At 61.0% G+C, this 17,184-nt stretch carries 14 protein-coding genes; 6 read left to right on the top strand and 8 right to left on the bottom strand.

Annotated features, from left to right (window positions below):
• Positions 1-72: 72 nt before the first annotated feature.
• The 3 genes from MD273_RS00365 to cysZ form a co-directional block, all read right to left on the bottom strand.
• Positions 73-2,523, bottom strand: a complete 2,451-nt coding sequence (locus tag MD273_RS00365; protein WP_239035800.1) for an acyl-CoA dehydrogenase — start codon at positions 2,521-2,523, stop codon at positions 73-75.
• 153 nt (positions 2,524-2,676) lie between these two features.
• A complete protein-coding gene (gene rapA / locus MD273_RS00360; RefSeq protein WP_239035799.1) occupies positions 2,677-5,535 on the bottom strand; it encodes an RNA polymerase-associated protein RapA in 2,859 nt (952 codons plus the stop codon).
• A 31-nt stretch (positions 5,536-5,566) separates the two neighbouring features.
• On the bottom strand, positions 5,567-6,316 hold the full coding sequence (gene cysZ, locus MD273_RS00355) for a sulfate transporter CysZ (RefSeq protein WP_239037577.1): 750 nt from the start codon (positions 6,314-6,316) through the stop codon (positions 5,567-5,569).
• Positions 6,317-6,413: 97 nt separating this feature from the next.
• Here cysZ and MD273_RS00350 point away from each other — a divergent pair, with 97 nt between their 5' ends.
• The gene (locus tag MD273_RS00350; protein WP_239035798.1) at positions 6,414-6,818 is read left to right on the top strand and encodes a VanZ family protein; all 405 of its coding nucleotides are present in this window, start codon (positions 6,414-6,416) and stop codon (positions 6,816-6,818) included.
• A gap of 410 nt (positions 6,819-7,228) precedes the next feature.
• Here the strand turns inward: MD273_RS00350 and MD273_RS00345 are convergent, their stop codons facing one another.
• Positions 7,229-7,888, bottom strand: a complete 660-nt coding sequence (locus MD273_RS00345) for a 50S ribosomal protein L11 methyltransferase (RefSeq protein WP_239035797.1) — start codon at positions 7,886-7,888, stop codon at positions 7,229-7,231.
• A gap of 133 nt (positions 7,889-8,021) precedes the next feature.
• Here MD273_RS00345 and mnmH point away from each other — a divergent pair, with 133 nt between their 5' ends.
• From mnmH to MD273_RS00320, 5 genes are all read left to right on the top strand, one after another.
• Positions 8,022-9,125, top strand: coding sequence for a tRNA 2-selenouridine(34) synthase MnmH (gene mnmH / locus MD273_RS00340; RefSeq protein ID WP_239035796.1), 1,104 nt, complete (start codon positions 8,022-8,024; stop codon positions 9,123-9,125).
• Positions 9,126-9,268: 143 nt separating this feature from the next.
• Positions 9,269-10,102, top strand: a complete 834-nt coding sequence (locus MD273_RS00335; protein ID WP_239035795.1) for a mechanosensitive ion channel family protein — start codon at positions 9,269-9,271, stop codon at positions 10,100-10,102.
• 168 nt (positions 10,103-10,270) lie between these two features.
• On the top strand, positions 10,271-10,825 hold the full coding sequence (locus MD273_RS00330) for an aminoacyl-tRNA deacylase (RefSeq protein ID WP_239035794.1): 555 nt from the start codon (positions 10,271-10,273) through the stop codon (positions 10,823-10,825).
• A gap of 81 nt (positions 10,826-10,906) precedes the next feature.
• Complete coding sequence (locus MD273_RS00325; protein ID WP_239035793.1) at positions 10,907-12,202, top strand: FAD-dependent monooxygenase; 1,296 nt, start codon at positions 10,907-10,909, stop codon at positions 12,200-12,202.
• 33 nt (positions 12,203-12,235) lie between these two features.
• Positions 12,236-12,601 (top strand): histidine triad nucleotide-binding protein, encoded by a 366-nt coding sequence (locus MD273_RS00320; RefSeq protein WP_239035792.1) that lies wholly within the window; start codon positions 12,236-12,238, stop codon positions 12,599-12,601.
• Positions 12,602-12,753: 152 nt separating this feature from the next.
• Here MD273_RS00320 and phoU read toward each other — a convergent pair whose 3' ends face one another.
• The 4 genes from phoU to pstC are packed head-to-tail and all read right to left on the bottom strand — an operon-like array spanning position 12,754 to position 17,062.
• Entirely contained in the window at positions 12,754-13,476 is a 723-nt protein-coding gene (gene phoU, locus MD273_RS00315; protein ID WP_239035791.1) for a phosphate signaling complex protein PhoU, read from the bottom strand.
• Positions 13,477-13,507: 31 nt separating this feature from the next.
• On the bottom strand, positions 13,508-14,395 hold the full coding sequence (gene pstB / locus MD273_RS00310; protein WP_239035790.1) for a phosphate ABC transporter ATP-binding protein PstB: 888 nt from the start codon (positions 14,393-14,395) through the stop codon (positions 13,508-13,510).
• Positions 14,396-14,406: 11 nt separating this feature from the next.
• Entirely contained in the window at positions 14,407-15,681 is a 1,275-nt protein-coding gene (gene pstA, locus MD273_RS00305; RefSeq protein WP_239035789.1) for a phosphate ABC transporter permease PstA, read from the bottom strand.
• Positions 15,674-17,062 (bottom strand): phosphate ABC transporter permease subunit PstC, encoded by a 1,389-nt coding sequence (gene pstC / locus MD273_RS00300; RefSeq protein ID WP_239035788.1) that lies wholly within the window; start codon positions 17,060-17,062, stop codon positions 15,674-15,676. The genes pstA and pstC overlap by 8 nt, the downstream gene beginning before the upstream one ends.
• Positions 17,063-17,184 lie beyond the last annotated feature (122 nt).

Below are 17,184 nucleotides of genomic sequence, written 5' to 3'. Positions count from 1 at the left end.
ATTACTCCACCCTGAATACAGAAGGCGCCCGACGGGGCGCCTTCCATTACACTACGGAATATCCGGCAACGATCAAGCCGGATTGTGGTCGATTACCGTTTCCTGGTTGCGGGCAAAGGCGTCGAACGGGAAATCGTCCACACTCAGCATTTCCAGTACCACCTCCTCGTATTGCCGCATGAAGTCCGCTTCCTCCTTGGTGTAGACCCCTGCACTGAGAGCGGCCTCAAAGCGTTCCTCCGGATGCAACGCCGTCATCGGCAACTCACCCTTGGCATACGCTTTGGTGACCTTGCGATACAGCTGCTCGGCCTTGTCGTAGTCCTTCAGCAATCCGTTATAACGGGCCACCGGATTCTCGACCGTGCCCTCACCGTCTGTGCTCCAGACACTGGCCAGCAGTTTGTGACGGATCGGGGTATCGGTCGAGATGGCTCTGGCCAGTTTGCGGGCCAGGCTATCGTGCGGCGCGTCCCAGCGACGCCCCAGAGGCATGGTGACGGCACGAAGCGCCATCGCCACCGGTCGGTTCGGCAGGTTTTGCAGGAATTCGTCGAGGGCGGTCTCGGTGCGATTGATCAGCAGTTCCAGGCTGTATTCCATCACCTCGCGCTCGCCTTCGACCGGCTGTGTCTCATGCCAGTTTTTCAGCACCATGGACGCCAGGTACAGATTGGACAGCATGTCCCCCAGACGGGCGGAAATCAGTTCCCGCATTTTCAGCTCGCTGCCGAGGGTGGTCATGGCGGCATCGGCACACAAACCGAACGCGGCGCTGAATCGGGCCACCGCCTGCGCATAGCGGCGGCTGGAGCTGTCAAACGGCACATCGGCACGACCCAGCCCCAGAGCCTGGGTAAAGGCGCGCGCTGCGTTGCCGAAGATCAGGCCGGCGTGACCGAAGAAGGCCTTGTCGAACGCCCGGATATCGTCATTGTCCTTCGCCGCCAACTCCTCCAGCACGTAGGGATGGCAACGGATCGCGCCCTGCCCGAAGATCATCAGGCTGCGGGTCATGATATTGGCGCCTTCCACGGTGATAGAGACCGCAGCGCCGCTGAAGCCGATGCCCAGGTAGTTGCGCGGCCCCAGGGTCACGGTCTTGCCACCATGGACATCCATGGCATCGGTGAGGATGCCACGCTGGAACTCGGTCAGATGGTATTTAAGGATAGCCGAGGGCACTGCCGGCTTCTGGCCGTTGTCGATCATGTTGGCGGTGTGGTTCACCGCCGACTGGGCAATGTAGGTCTTGGCGGCGATACGAGCCAGCGGCTCCTGTACGCCTTCCATCTCGGCCACCGGGGTATTGAACTGCCGACGGATCCGGGTGAAGCCACCCGCGGTACCCACCGAGTGGGCCGCCGCGCCGGCAGCCCCGGATGGCAGGGTGATGCAGCGGCCGACCGAGAGACATTCCACCAGCATCCGCCAGCCCTCACCTGCCATTTCCTGGCCACCGATGATGTAGTCCAGCGGGATGAAGACGTCCTTGCCGCGGATCGGGCCGTTCAGGAATGGTGTACCGATCGGACAATGGCGGCGGCCGATTTCCATGCCCTTGGTGTCCCGGGGGATCAGCGCACAGGTGATGCCGTAGTCTTCGGTATCGCCGAGGAGGCCATCCGGATCAAACATGCGGAAGGCCAGTCCGACGACCGTCGCCACCGGCGCAAGCGTGATCCAGCGTTTCTCGAAATTGAGGCGGATACCCAGCACTTCCTCGCCGTCCACTTCCTGCTTGCAGACGATACCGGTATCGGGCAGCGAGGTGGCATCGGAACCCGCGCGCGGGCCGGTCAGGCCGAAGCAGGGAATCTCCCGGCCATCGGCCAGGCGCGGCAGGTAGTACTGCTTCTGCTCTTCGGTACCGTACTTGACGAGCAACTCGCCCGGGCCGAGCGAGTTTGGCACGCCAACCGTGACCATCAGCATTTCGTTCGCGGCCAGCTTCTGCAGTACCGCCGTCTGCGCCTTCGCGGAAAACTCCAGGCCGCCATATTCCTTCGGAATGATCATGCCGAAGAACTTCTCTTTCTTGAGGAAGTCCCACAGTTCTTTCGGCAAGTCGGCCCGTTCGACCGCGATGTCCCAGGCGTTGCACATGGAGATGGCGTGGGTGCACTGGTTATCCACAAATGCCTGTTCTTCCTCGCTCAGTCCATTGTGGCGATTGATCAACAGGCTGTGCCAGTCCGGACGGCCAGTAAACAACTCACCGTCCCAGCCAACGGTGCCGGCCTCCAGGGCGACCTTCTCGGTATCAGAGACCTTTGGCGCCACCTTCTTGAACGTGGCGAAGATGCGGGGGGTCAGCCAACTTTGGCGGAAGCCTGGCAAACCGGCGGCGGCCGTGACCGCGGCACCAATGAACAATATCAGGGCCAGCCAACCGGAAGCGAAGATCCAGGACAGGAACCCGACTGCCACCATCACACCAATGGCCGGTTTGGCCCCCGCCTCGCGGCGCATGACGATCAGCAGACCGGCCAGCGCTACCACAAACAGAATAAAAGTCATCATAGGTCTTCTCTGTCCTCCATGGATTTCGAGAACTCCGGCGGCTGACGGCTGCCAGCCGGCACGGAGCACCAAGACTACACTGTGTTACGTTTACGGTACCTCATCAGATGAGGGCTGGCCAGCAACTGCTTCCCAGTCAGGGAGTTACCACCATCAGGCGGTTACAATCACACGAATCCCTTCCAGAGCCAGGCTGGCGTGACTCACGGCCTCCCGGGCCGCGGCCAGCTGATTACGGAAATAATCGATCTCCTCATCGCGGATGGCCGGGTTAACCTTCTGGAGTGCCTCGAGCCTGCGGATTTCCGGACCGAAAGCGGCCTCCACACCGGCCAGGGCCTTCTCCTTCATGGGCTCCAGGTGTGGCTCGGACAGACGCTCGGCGTGATCGACCATGGTCTCCACCTGGGGCCGGATCTGGGGCACGATCGCCTGCGCGGTCCGCCGGCGGATATTGGAACACAGCTCGTTCAGCCGGTCGTGGGGCAAGGCGGCAGACAGCTCTTTGCCATTGACGTCGACAAGCAGACGCAGCGGTGATACCGGCAGATAGCGGGTCAGTTGCAGCGAGTCCGGCGCCGGACAATGCACGGTAAACAGCGCTTCCATCAGCAGCGTTCCCGGCGGCAAGGCCTTCACCGAGAGGCTGGCCAGTGCGGCCTTACCCAGACCGGAACTGGTCACCGAATCCATAACGCCAGTCACCATCGGGTGTTCCCAGCTCATAAAGGCCAGGTCCTCGCGCTCCAGCGCCTGATCCCGACTCCAGGTCACGGTCAGACCTTCTTCGGGCAGATCGGTCACGTGCCCGGCGTGGTAATGCTCCCCCGGCCTGAGGACATCCGAATGCTCGCCGTGATCTTCCACGTCCACGCCGAGAATATCGAAGGCCTCGATCATGTAATCACGGACCTCGGCCGAGGCTTCTTCCTCCTCGATCCGCCCGATCAACTCGTCGGCCACGTCCCGGCGGCAGGAATTCAGTTCGATCAGGGCATCCCGACCGTTCTGCAGCATGACCTTGAGGCGGGCGGTTTCCCGGGCAGAGTCCGCGATCAGGTCATCGAGGACGCCGGTGTTACCGTCGATGGCCTCCCGCCACTGCGCCTGCACTGTCTCCTGGACAGAGACGCCCACGGCACAGCTCTCGGCAAAGGCATTCAGCCCCTCGTGGAACCAGCGGTACTGAACCTCCTGGCTGGTTCCCTGCAGGTAGGGAATATGAATCCGGATGGCTTCGGTCTGTCCGATACGGTCCAGCCGACCAATCCGTTGCTCCAGCAGGTCCGGATTGGCAGGCAGGTCGAACAGCACCAAATGATGGGCAAACTGGAAGTTACGGCCTTCGCTGCCAATTTCGGAGCAGATCAGCGCCTGGGCGCCCTGCTCACTGTCGGAGAAATAGGCCGCGGCACGGTCCCGCTCCACCAGACTCAGGTGTTCGTGGAACGCCGCACTGCGGATACCGGCCCGCAGCTGCAGGTAGTGCTCCAGCGCCATGGCCGTCTCGGCGTGGGCACAGATCACCACCACTTTCGCCGGGCGCAGGCCTAACAGGGTCTTTTCCAGCCAGGCGACGCGAGGGTCTTCCGCCAGCCAGCGCTCCTCGGTACGCCCGTGCTCGGGAGTCAGGCCCTCCAGCCCCACATCGAGACCGTCATAGAGATCGGGACATGGCAGGGCAACCGGTTCCGGCTGGCGCTCAGGAAAGCCCTGGATCGCCGCACGGGTATTGCGAAAGAGGATCCGCCCCGTGCCATGGCGGTCCAGGAGGGCATCGATAATGGCCTGTCGGGCATCACTCTCCTGCTCCAGCTGGTCCAGGTCATCACCGAGCCAGCCGCGCAAGGCCTCCCGGTCGTCGTCGCTGATCGCTTCATCCTGCTGGAGGCGACGGACCACCTGATTGATCGTTTCGTAGTGGGCTTCCTCTTCCCGGAAGCGTTCCAGATCGTGAAAACGGGCCGGATCCAGCAAACGCAACCGGGCGAAGTGGCTGGCGATACCGACCTGTTCAGGTGTGGCCGTGAGCAGCAGCAGGCCGCGGGTACGGGCCGACAGGGATTCCACCACCTCGTATTCCGGACTTGCGGCTTCCGGTGCCCAGGCCAGGTGATGCGCCTCATCGACGATCATCAGATCCCAGCCGGCGGCCAGGGCGTCTTCGCGGGCGGTGGCGTTGTTGGTCAGGAAATCCAGACTGCAAAGCACCAGCTGATCGGTCTCGAACGGATTTTCCGCATTGTCGTCACCGAAGATGTGGTTCACCAGGGCATCGATGTCATCCTCGTCTTCCTTGAGGGCGTCGTAACGGGCCTGGTCGATGATGGAAAACCGCAGGTTGAACCGTCGCAGCATTTCCACCAGCCACTGGTGAATCAGGGAATCCGGCACCACGATCAGTGCCCGCCTGGCGCGCCCGGTGTGTAGCTGGTAGTGCAGGATCAGGCCGGCCTCGATGGTCTTGCCCAGACCGACCTCATCCGCCAGCAGGACCCTAGGGGCATGGCGCCGGGCCACTTCCTGGGCGATGTAGATCTGGTGCGGCAGATGCTGGGTGCGCGCGCCGATCAGCCCCTGGGCCGGTGAAGCCCGCAGTCGGTCCTGGTGCTGCACCGTGGCATAGCGCAGCCGAAAGGCACCATTCCGATCAAACTGTCCGGCAAACAGGCGCTGGTGCGGTGCAGAGAAGTTGACCGAGCCAGCCAGCTTGACCTCGGAAATCTGGTGGATATTCTCGCCGTCATCGGCGTGGTACATCAGCACACCGCCGATGTCCTCCACCGCCCGGACGAGATAGCGGTCGCCGTCAAAGGTCTCGATCTCCTCGCCCATCTGGAACACGATGCGGGACAGGGGCGCGTTATCGATGGCATAGGTGCGCTCCTCGTCCGCGGCCGGAAAACCCAGGGTGACCCGACGTCCGGAAATATCCGTGACAATCCCCAGGCCCAGCCCTGTGTCGCTGTGGCTGACCCAGCGCTGACCAATGACAAAATCCGATGTTTCCAAGAAACCTCCAAACCAGAATTACGTGCAGAAATTATTTGAGAGTTGCGCCGTTTTCCCGAACCCAGTAGGCCGTCGCACCACAGACCGCTGCCGGCACCACCACCAGGTTCAGCACCGGCACCATCGCCGCCAGGGCCACCGGCAAACCAAACCCCAGTGCCGAAAGGCGAGTATCGCCCAACAGACGCCGCAAGGCAGGGAAACTGACCTTGTGGTTGTCGGCCGGGTAGTCCACATACTGCAAGGCCATCATCCAGCAGTTGAACAGGAACCAGAGGACTGCTGCCACCAGGTTGACCACCGGGATCAGGCCAATAATGAACAGGCCTATGGCGCGGGGCAGGTAGTACAGGATTTTCTGGACTTCACGCCAGAGCGCACGGGGAATGTCCTTGATGATGGCGGCCCAGCTGTCATCGGTACTGACCTCCTGGCCCGTGAGGTGCTTCTCTGTGAGCTCCGCCAGGTAGCCATAGAACGGTGAGCCGATGAGGTTGGCCACGATGACGAACCCGTAGGCCAGCATCAGCAGGATGACCGCGCCGTACAGAATCCAGAACAGCCAGTCGAGTGCCTGCAGCCAGGCCCAGTCCGGCAGGAACCCCATGGCCATGGCAATCAGGGCCGCAAAACCTTCAGCCATGAAATAGAACAGGATGCCGAACAGAAAAACGTTGAGAACGATGGGAATGACCACGAACAGGCGCAGCCCGGGCTGTCGAATCAGGCGGAACCCTTCCCCCAGGTAACCGAGTCCGCGAAAAAAGTTACCCTTGAGCATGGCCGGCTGATCCTCCGCTTCAATGACAATGACGGGGCGCAAAGCATATCATGTTGGCAAACATCCCACAGCCCGGAAGGACTCTCGGAAACTCCCCATGGCATCATTCAGACAACGTGGTCAGGCCCTCCTTCAAAATCGGACACTCTGGCGGATCGCCCTCGCATTATCGCTGGTGGCGATCGTGATTCTGGCCACCATGGACACCCGCTACCCGATGCCCTCCACGCCCAGCGACAAGCTCAACCACCTGATTGCATTCCTGGAGCTGACCATCCTTACCCGACTGGCATGGCCGGAACTCCGGGCGTTCTGGTATGTGCCCGCACTGTTGCTGTTTGGCCTCGCCATTGAACTGGTGCAGGCAACCCTGCCCTACCGGGATTTCTCCCTGAAAGACCTGCTTGCCGATGGACTCGGCATCGCCATTGGTCTGCTGCCCTGGCCCGGCCTGCCGAGAGCCGGAAAAGTGGATTTAAGAAATTCGCCCGAATCTTTGTGAGATATTTCCTACATTAACGTGAGAGCTTTCAGTATGGATGGGTGCGCCGCCGCAGGCAGCCACTTTCGACTGACTCTAACTCATTGATATCATTATTAGACTGGCAAAGTGATACAGTATTTGAAACGCGAATCCCGCACCGGTCACACGTTTGTCACGGATCCCTTGCTATAGTGAAGGTGTCAGGGATGACAGGGAAAGGGACGACGCACCGGATGCACCCCGGCAAGGAGCGCGGGGAGAGGCAAGGACACAGGGACGCCTCGCTTGAGGGATAATCAACCGGACAGCCGGCTCGGACGCCGGCTCCATGGAGCGGATATCAAGGACCGGCAACAGGGCAGTTGCCCCAGCGCATGGATGCGCCGACCTGTTCCGAAAGGGTGGCCGATTGGTCACCCTTTGTTTTTTCAGCCCCCGGCTCTCGCCCGATAGATTCTTACCCTGTTGAACTCCTCGAATTCGTTCAGATCCGGCCAGGTTCTGGCTTCAATGACTGTCTGCTGTTCATAACGGTCGTCACCGAGATACCTGACCCGGGAGTCCGCCAGCAGAACCTCCGGCGCAGCCGCCAGAAACACGTCCAGCAAAGGCCGGTTTTCCGGGTCATAGAGCACATCGGCCGCAGTCACCAGATCGACACCCTCCGGCCGCCGGTTCCAGTCATCGCAATACTCCAGGCTGACACCGCTGAGCGCAGCGTTGGCGGCAGCGGCGTCCAGCGCCGCGGGATCCAGGTCGCAAGCGATAACACGGGCAGCACCGGCCAGGGCCGCCGCCACCGCAACCACGCCCGAGCCGGTCCCGAAATCCAGCACCACCTTACCCCGGACCGCTTGTGGGTGCTGGAGAATCCAGTTTGCCAGCACCTGGCCGCTGGCCCAGCAGAAGGACCAGTACGCGGGCTCTGCCACGACAGCCTGAGCCTCTTCGTGGGACAAGGGTCCCTCCAGCACGGCCGGGTCAAACAGGTACAGGGGAATCTCCGGGCAGCCCGCAGGCCGGGTTTTTGCGACCCGGCCGCGACTCAGAGTCATGCGCAAATGCTCATTCAACCGTTCCGGCGACATTGCCTCTCCAGCTCTCGATCCTCGATGCCGGCCATTGTAACCGCACCGAGGCCCGGAGGCAGCGGTCAATGGGCAGAATGCCACGGTATCCGTTATACTCTCGCCTCACATTTTCAACCTCCAGGTCCGTGAAATGGCGACTCGACCAGACACCGACGACTACCTGTCCCTGTTCCTCAACGACGTACCACTGATGGACGTCAGGGCACCGGTGGAGTTTGCCAGGGGCAGCTTTCCCAGTGCCGAAAATGCCCCGCTGATGAATGATGAGGAACGGCACCGGGTCGGGATCTGCTACAAGGAAAAGGGCCAGGACCAGGCGATCGAACTGGGCCACCAGCTGGTCTCCGGCGACATCAAGGCCCAGCGCATCGAAGCCTGGAAACGGTTTGTCGCCCGCCATCCGGACGGCTACCTGTTCTGTTTTCGCGGTGGACTGCGCTCGCGCCTGACCCAGCAATGGATCAGGGAATCGGGGATCGATTACCCATTGGTGAAGGGTGGCTACAAGGCCCTGCGCCGGTTTCTGATCGACAGCCTGGAAGAACTCATCGAAAAGAGCGAGTTCCGGGTACTGAGCGGCCGTACCGGCACCGGCAAGACCCGTGTGCTGCATCAACTACCCAATCCGGTGGACCTGGAAGGTCTGGCCAACCATCGCGGCTCAAGCTTCGGCCGCCGGGTGACACCCCAGCCTTCCCAGATCGATTTCGAGAACCGGCTGTCTGTCGCCATGCTCAAGGCCCATCACCTGATCGGCGGTCCGGTGTACCTGGAGGACGAGAGCCGGCTGATCGGCCGCTGTGCCCTGCCGGAAAGCCTGCGGGAGCGCATGGCCAGCGCTCCGCTGCTGGTTCTGGAACAACCCATGGAAGAACGTATCGCCATCATCCGCAAGGACTACGTCGAGGACATGCATGCCGACTATGTGGCCCGGGACGGCGAGGAGGCCGGCTGGCTCAACTTCCGGGATTACCTGCTGTCCGCCATGGACCGCATCCGAAAGCGCCTCGGGGGCGAACGCCACAAACAACTGCGGGCCCTCATGGAAGCCGCTCTTTCGGCCCAGGAGCTGCAGGGCGACCTTAGCGGCCACGATGCCTGGATCGAAACGCTGCTGACCGACTACTACGATCCCATGTACGACTACCAGCTGAGCCAGAAAGAAGGCCGGATACTTGTCCGTGGAGGCCCCGAGGTCATCGTTCAGCAAGCCAAACTGGCCCTGCCTGCGTAAAATTCTGTTGATTTGTAGTTCTCCCTGCTGCACGCCCGACCCAGAGGTCTGCTATATAGAAAGCTGGGAGGTGCTGGTTCTAACCGTTTTTTTTTCACGCCTGAACCCACACTCAAAAACACAAAGGAACAAGGAGTCCCTGAATGGAAAACCTTCTTGGCGCCGACGGTAGCGCTTCAGAACTCATGGATCAGGCCATCGCTCTGGTCATGACCTATGCCCCCAAGGTGGTGCTTGCCATCATTACGCTCGTCGTAGGTCTCTGGTTGATCAATAAATTTATCGGGGTTCTCGACAAAAAACTCAGCCAGAAAGATCCAACCCTGAACAAGTTCCTCTGCGGCCTGATCGGTGCCGTTCTCAAGATTCTCCTGCTCATTTCCGTGGCTTCGATGGTCGGCATCGCCACCACCTCCTTCATTGCCATTGTGGGTGCCGCCGGCCTTGCCGTTGGCCTGGCGCTTCAAGGGAGTCTGGCCAACTTTGCCGGCGGGGTGCTGATTCTGATCTTCAAGCCATTCAAGGTCGGAGATACCCTCGACGCTCAGGGATACCTGGGAGCCGTGAAAGAGATATCCATCCTCTACACCGTCATTGACACCTTCGACAATCGCCGGATCGTGATACCGAACGGTCAGCTCGCCAACGCCAGCCTGACCAACGTCAGCTTCTACGACAAACGCCGTTGTGACATGACCTTCGGGATTGGCTACGGCGACGACATCGACAAAGCCAAGGCGATCCTCAAACGTTTGATGGAAGAGGATGAGCGCAGTCTCACTGACCCTGCACCCCGAATCTGTGTTGCGGGTCTGGGTGAGAGTTCGGTCGATCTGATGTTCCGGGTCTGGGTAGCCACCGATGACCTCTGGCCCTACTACTGGGACATGCAGGAAAAGGTCAAGAAAGCCTTCGACGCGGAGGGCATCAGCATTCCGTTCCCCCAGCGGGATGTTCATCTTTATAAAACCGAGTGAACCGTATCGCAATTGATACATCCGGTTACTCGCAAACTGCGTAACCTCAACTAAGATGAGCAGTAAAGGCAGGGTGTTGAACCGGCACCCTGCCGACCTCGTCGGAGCCAGTCCGATCAAGCATCAGCGGCTCCGGGACGCTGTCATTGCTGGTAGGAGGTTGTCGCTATGCCGGTACAGCAGTTGAAGGATTACCTCGACCAGGCAGGTGTGGAATACATGTGCCTGTCCCACCCCCCGGCGTTCACGGCCCAGGAACTGGCCCACCACGTCAAGATCGCGGGCGACCGCGTTGTCAAAACCGTCATTATCGAACTCGATGGCAAGATGGCCATGCTGGTGATGCCGGCCACCTGGCGTATTCGCTGGGACCGTTTGTCCCGGATCCTGGATACCGATTTTGTCGACCTGGCGGACGAACAGGAATTCCAGGACCGCTTCCCGGATTGTGAGGTAGGGGCCATGCCGCCGTTCGGCAACCTGTTCGGCATGACCGTCTATTGTGCCGAGTCCCTGACGGAGCAGTCCGAACTGGCCTTTGCAGCGGGCAGCCATACCGAATCGGTGCACATGAAGACGTCGGACTTCCTGAACCTGGTCCAGCCAATGGTCCTGAACCAGGGCTTCGTGAAACCTGGCGCCCGTAAACCCGCGTGGCTTACCAAGGGTCGCCGGCACCGGGAACTGGACAAGGAACAGGTTTCGGGAGCCGCCGGCTACTGAGAATCCGGGCTCGGGTTGATCCGGGTCGCTTGTCTGATTGCCACCATCGCGTAAACTGACGGCATCAGACAGGAACCCGTTATGACTCAAGCATTTGATATTGTCATTGTCGGCGCCGGCATGGTCGGTGCCGCGCTTGCCACCGGACTGGGCCGCGAAGGCCTCTCGGTGGCCGTGATTGACCGGGCCGCGGCCCCGGCGTATCACCCCGAGTCCGCTCCGGATATCCGCGTCTCAGCCCTGAGCGTGGGCAGTGAACGTTATCTGGACAGCCTTGGCGCGTGGGCTCGCATTCTCGCCATGCGGGCGACCCCCTACCGCCGCCTGGCGGTCTGGGACGAAGCTGCACATCCCCTGACCCGCCTGGTGCCCCGCCGACTGACGGAAGTGACCTTCGATGCCAGGGACCTCAGCGCCCCGCACCTGGGATACATCGTGGAAAACGCCATCACCCAGCAGGCCCTCTGGCAGACGGCCGAGGCAGAGCCCGGCGTATCCATCCTCGCCGGATCCGGGGTTGCCGATGTGACCCAGGACCATGACCAAGCCACCATCCGTCTTGATGATGGCCAGACGTTGAAGGCCAGGCTGGTGATCGGTGCCGATGGCGCTCAATCCCGCATCCGCGACCTGGCCGGAATCGGTGTCAACCGGGACCAGTACGGCCAGCAGGCCATGGTCGTCTCGGTGCGTTACCGTGGTGCGGTGGAGGACATCACCTGGCAGGGTTTCTATCCGTCCGGGCCCAGGGCCTTCCTGCCGCTGCACAGCGCCGGTGGGGCTTTTCCCGGCGAGAGTTGGGCATCACTGGTCTGGTACGACGCCCCCGAGCAGCTGGCACGCCTGAAGAGCCTGGACAACGAGGCCCTGATGGCCGAAATCCAGCGCGCCTTTCCCGCCGACCTGCCCATGCTGACCCACATTGACGCCCGGGCCAGCTTTCCCATTGCCCGCCAGCACGCCAAACACTATTGTTCCGGAAGGGTGGTCCTCGCCGGCGATGCCGCACACACCATCAACCCCCTGGCCGGTCAGGGTGTCAATCTCGGTTTCCAGGATGCCCGGTGCCTGCAGACCATGATCCGGGAAGCCAGCCGCGCCGGTGGCGACCCCGCCGACTCGCGCTGGCTCGCCCGGTACGAGCAGGAACGTCGCCCCGCCAATCGTCGGATGATGCTGACCATGGATCTGTTCTACCATCTGTTCAGCAACCGCATTCCACCGGTCCACCTGCTGCGCAATCTGGGCCTGGGTACCGCTCGCGCCCTGCCCTTCGCCCGCAACCGGGTCGCCCGTTACGCCATGGGCATTGACGACCAGTTACCGGCGGTCCTGAAACAACTGGCCGAGCGGCTGCCGGGCCTGGGCCAGCTTTGAACGATCACGACTGAAAACACACAAGGAGCCACCATGTCCGAGACCATTTTCTCCAAGATCATCAACCGCGAAATCCCCGCCGACATCGTGTACGAGGATGACGTCAGCCTGGCGTTCAAGGACATCAATCCCCAGGCGCCGGTGCACCTGCTGGTGATTCCGAAAAAGGCCATTGCTTCCATCAACGAGATCGAGGAAGGTGACCGGGAGCTGGTGGGGCACCTGTATTATGTGGCCGGCAAGCTGGCGAAGGAGATGGGCTTTGCCGAGGACGGCTACCGGACGGTGATGAACTGCGGAGAGAATGCCGGGCAGACGGTATTCCACATCCACCTGCACCTGCTGGCCGGCAAGCCGTTTGGCTGGCCGCCGTATACCGACAGGATGAAGCAGGCCTGAGGGGCGATTCGAACACGGGAGTTCAGTGAAGACGGGGTCAGAAGAAAGCGTTCTTCTGACCCCAACCTGGCGGCAAGTGCCGAGATTTGATGATGAAAAAAGGGGTCAGAAGAACGCTTTCTTCTGACCCCGGGTTAGCGGCGACCCCCCACTCAGCGGCCAACCACCCGCTCGGCCTCTTCCACCGGCGTGTGACGCACATCCTCGCCCTTGACCATGAAGATCACGTTCTCGGCGATGTTGCAGGCGTGGTCCCCTACCCGCTCCAGGGCGCGGAGCACCCACATCACGGACATGCAGCGCGAGATATTGCGGGTGTCCTCCATCATGAAGGTCAGCAGGGTCCGCGCTGCGGCTTGGTATTCCTCATCCACCCGCTTGTCTTCTTTCATGATCCGCAGCGCCTGCTCGGAGTCGAGCCGGGCGAAGGCATCCAGCGAGTCATGGAGCATGCCCAGTACATGGGTGCCGATGTGGCGGACTTCCACATAGCCCCGCGGCGCCTGGCCTTCCTCGGATAACTTGATCGCCAGCTTGGCAATTTTCTTGGCCTCATCGCCAACGCGCTCCAGATCCGCCACCATCTTGATCACGGAAATGACCAGTCGCAGATCCCGCGCGGTGGGCTGACGACGAGCGATGATCAGGGTCGCTTCCTCGTCCAGGTCCATCTCCATCTTGTCGACCTGCTTGTCCTTGGCGCGGATCTGCTCGGCAAGGTGGCCGTCGCCGTCCATCAGGGCCTGGATGGCGTTCTCCACCTGGGACTCCACCATGCCGCCCATCTTCAGGAACTCGGTCTTGAGCTCCATCAGCTCGTCATTGAACTTGTGGGAAATGTGATCCCCGTATACGTCATCCTTTCTGTCTGGCATTTTGTCTTTCTCCAATACGCATCGCCGGCGCTTAGCCGAAGCGACCGGTGATGTATGATTCTGTCAGCTGGTGTTCCGGAGAAGTGAAAACCTTGTTGGTTTCATTCACTTCCACGAGATGGCCCAGGTGGAAGTAGGCAGTGCGATGGGATACCCGGGCCGCCTGCTGCATCGAGTGGGTTACGATCACGATCGTGTAACTCTCTGACAGCTCGGCAATCAGCTCCTCCACTTTGGCGGTGGCGATCGGGTCCAGTGCCGAGCACGGCTCGTCCATCAACACCACTTCCGGGCTGACCGCGATGGCTCGGGCAATGCACAGACGCTGCTGCTGGCCACCGGACATGCCGGTTGCGGTCGCATCCAGACGGTCCTTGACCTCGTCCCAGAGCCCCGCCTTGCGCAGGCTGTTCTCAACGATATCGTCCAGATCGGATTTGCGATTGGCCAGGCCGTGGATCCGGGGGCCATAGGCCACGTTGTCGTAGATGGACTTGGGGAACGGGTTGGGCTTCTGGAACACCATGCCCACGCGGGCACGCAGCTCTACCACGTCCCGCTTGGGGTCGTAGATATCCTGCTCGTCCAGCTGCAGTGAGCCCTTGACCCGACAGATATCGATACTGTCGTTCATCCGGTTCAGGCAGCGCAGGAAGGTGGACTTACCGCACCCGGACGGACCGATGAAGGCGATAACCTCATTACGCGCGATATCCAGGCTGATGTTCTTGATGGCACGATCCTCGCCGTAGAACACCTCGACATTACGCAGCTTGAACTTGGCATCGTCCGCGAAGGGCCGGCCGACGGTCTTGCCCTCCTCGATCACCGTCTCTGCCGGCTTCTCGTCCTGGACCGGAACAACATTTTCGTCAGGCATATCAGCTTCACTGGTTACCGTTGTATTCAGGGTATTCATGGAGATTCTCCTTACCACCTGCGCTCAAGACGCTTGCGCATCCAGATGGCCAATGCATTCATACTGATCAGGAAGGTCAACAGCACCATAATCGCTGCCGACGCGCGTTCGATAAAGGCCAGTTCCGGACTGCCGGCCCACAGGAATACCTGCACGGGCAGAACCGTGGCGGAGTCAAAGAACCCATCCGGCACATCCACGATGAAGGCCACCATACCGATCAGAAGCAGCGGCGCCGTCTCGCCCAAGGCCTGGGCCATGCCGATGATGGAACCGGTGAGCATGCCGGGCATGGCCAGCGGCAGCACATGGTGCAACACCACCTGCATCTTGGAGGCCCCGATGCCCTCCGCCGCCTCGCGGATCGACGGTGGCACACTCTTGATGGCGGCGCGGCTGGAGATGATGATGGTCGGCAGGGTCATCAGCGTCAGCACCAGACCACCCACCACCGGCACCGACCGGGGCATTCCGAACAGATTGATGAACACCGCCAGACCCAGCAGACCGAAGATGATCGAGGGTACCGCCGCCAGGTTGTTGATGTTCACCTCGATAAAATCGGTCAGCTTGTTCTGGGGCGCAAACTCCTCCAGGTAGATCGCAGCCGCCACCCCGATCGGGAACGACAGTATCAGCGTGACGAACATGGTCAGCAGGGAGCCCACGACGGCACCGAGAATACCCGCCTTGGAGGGATCCCGGGAATCGCCGTTCTCGAAGAAGACGTCGTTGAACGAGGTCTCGACGACACCCTGCTCCTGCAACTGATCCACCCATGCCTGCTGCTGCTCGCTCAGCTTGATGGAGTAGGCTTCATCGCCGGCATGCTTGACGTAGACATCCACGTCCGTATGGGCCAGGAACGTCATGGTGCGTGTGGTATTCAGCCATTCCGGGTTGGCTTTCAGGGCGTCCCGCAGGGTCACGGAAGCGTAGGGGTTGATCAGATCGCGCACCGCGTCCCGGTCCGATTCGGTCGCGGACGGGACCTCCTTGATCAGCGCCTGGACCAGCGGTTCGACAAAATCAGCCATTTTCAGCTGGCGTTCGTCGCTGGCGTCGTCCAGGTACATCATTTCGCCATCGAGCTGCACGTCCAGCGTCAGGGTCGTCTTCATGAAGCCCGCGTAGCCCTTGCCAATGATATCGGCAAACAGAATCACCAGGGCAGCGAGGGCGACAGCAATCGCGGCGATGCCATACGCGCGGAACCGACGTTCCTTGCGATAGCGTTGCTTGAGTGATTGGCGGACGATCTCCGCCTGAGAGCGTTGGTCAGTCATACTGTTCCCGATATTTACGAACGATTTTCAGGGCAATTACGTTGAGCAGCAGCGTGGCCAGGAAGAGCATGGCGCCGAGGGCAAAGGCGGCCAGCGTCTTGGCGCTGTCAAATTCCTGGTCACCGGTGAGCAACGTCACGATCTGTACCGTCACGGTCGTGACTGTCTCCAGAGGATTGGCGGTCAGATTGGCCGCCAGGCCGGCTGCCATAACGACGATCATGGTCTCGCCAATGGCCCGGGAAGCTGCCAGCAAAATGCCGCCCATGATGCCCGGCAGCGCCGCAGGGAAAATGACCTTTTTCATGGTTTCCGACTGGGTAGCACCGAGGGCGAGCGAGCCGTCCCGCAGGGATTGCGGCACCGCATTGATGACGTCATCCGAGAGCGATGACACAAAAGGAATGATCATGATGCCCATCACACCGCCCGCGGCCAGTGCGCTCTGGGAAGATGCTTCAATACCCAGTGAAGCGGCCAGGTCACTGATAAAGGGTGCCACGGTCAGGGCCGCAAAGAAGCCATAAACTACGGTGGGGATGCCGGCCAGCATCTCAAGGAGCGGCTTGACGACGCTGCGCACCCGCTTGTTGGCATACTCGGACAGGTAAATGGCGGAGAGCAGCCCTACGGGAACCGCCACCAGCATGGCGATCGCCGAAATCAGCAGGGTACCGGTAAACAGCGGAATCATGCCGAACGCGCCTTCGGCCGCGACCTGATCCGCCCTCAACGCCGTTTGAGGACTCCAGCTGGTACCGAAGAAAAACTCGATAAAGGAGATCTTTTCGAAGAACCGGAAGGTTTCGAAGGCCACCGAGAAGATGATGCCCAGCGTCGTCAGGATCGCGAGGGCGGCACAGGCAAAGAACAGCCACTTGAGGATGGACTCCACCTGCTCCCGGGCATTGATCCTGGGACGGATGCGCAGCCAACCCAGGAAACCGGCCAGGACCGCCACCGAAATCACCAGCGCGGTCATCAGCATCCGGCTTTGGCCCCGCAACGCCTTCAGGCGTTCGGCTGCCTCCACAATCGGCGCTTCAACAAACCCGGGGGGCAAGGCACCGCTGGCCACATTGCTGATCTTGCTCAGCAGCAGGCTCGCACTGCCCTCATCGGCAGGAATCATCTCCGGCGGCAGTGAGCCGATCACCAGCACCTGAATAACCTTGCCCTGGAACGCCGCCCAGAGTGCCAGCACCACCAGGGCGGGAATGCCGCACCAGAGGGCTGCTCGGGCGCCATAATAAAATGGCAGGGACTTGAGATGACGAATCCCGCCCAGGGGCATCGCCAGCGCCCGGGACCGGGCATAGCCCAGGCCGTAAGCCACCACGGCCAGGACCAGGGTCAGTAGAAGGAGGTTGGCAGGTTGCATGAATTATCCTGTCTGACGCTTCAAATAGGCAACAAGTGTAAAGACTCAACACGAGTTTCGCACTTGGTGCTTTCTACGTGCGAAAGGGTGCGAGCCCGTGAGGACTCGCACCCTTGTCAGTT

Source organism: Marinobacter sp. C7, assembly GCF_022343555.1.
Lineage (GTDB): Bacteria > Pseudomonadota > Gammaproteobacteria > Pseudomonadales > Oleiphilaceae > Marinobacter.
Note: the sequence above shows the minus strand (reverse complement) of the source record. Positions and strands in the feature narration are given on the sequence as shown.

Bases quoted from the DNA above. Each gene is read 5' to 3' on its own strand.
- MD273_RS00350 (WP_239035798.1), top strand. From the start codon at position 6,414: ATGGCATCATTCAGACAACGTGGTCAGGCCCTCCTTCAAAATCGGACA.
- pstA (WP_239035789.1), bottom strand. From the start codon at position 15,681: ATGACTGACCAACGCTCTCAGGCGGAGATCGTCCGCCAATCACTCAAG.
- mnmH (WP_239035796.1), top strand. From the start codon at position 8,022: ATGGCGACTCGACCAGACACCGACGACTACCTGTCCCTGTTCCTCAAC.
- MD273_RS00335 (WP_239035795.1), top strand. From the start codon at position 9,269: ATGGAAAACCTTCTTGGCGCCGACGGTAGCGCTTCAGAACTCATGGAT.
- pstC (WP_239035788.1), bottom strand. From the start codon at position 17,062: ATGCAACCTGCCAACCTCCTTCTACTGACCCTGGTCCTGGCCGTGGTG.
- phoU (WP_239035791.1), bottom strand. From the start codon at position 13,476: ATGCCAGACAGAAAGGATGACGTATACGGGGATCACATTTCCCACAAG.
- cysZ (WP_239037577.1), bottom strand. From the start codon at position 6,316: ATGCTCAAGGGTAACTTTTTTCGCGGACTCGGTTACCTGGGGGAAGGG.
- MD273_RS00330 (WP_239035794.1), top strand. From the start codon at position 10,271: ATGCCGGTACAGCAGTTGAAGGATTACCTCGACCAGGCAGGTGTGGAA.
- MD273_RS00325 (WP_239035793.1), top strand. From the start codon at position 10,907: ATGACTCAAGCATTTGATATTGTCATTGTCGGCGCCGGCATGGTCGGT.
- MD273_RS00345 (WP_239035797.1), bottom strand. From the start codon at position 7,888: ATGTCGCCGGAACGGTTGAATGAGCATTTGCGCATGACTCTGAGTCGC.
- MD273_RS00365 (WP_239035800.1), bottom strand. From the start codon at position 2,523: ATGATGACTTTTATTCTGTTTGTGGTAGCGCTGGCCGGTCTGCTGATC.
- pstB (WP_239035790.1), bottom strand. From the start codon at position 14,395: ATGAATACCCTGAATACAACGGTAACCAGTGAAGCTGATATGCCTGAC.
- MD273_RS00320 (WP_239035792.1), top strand. From the start codon at position 12,236: ATGTCCGAGACCATTTTCTCCAAGATCATCAACCGCGAAATCCCCGCC.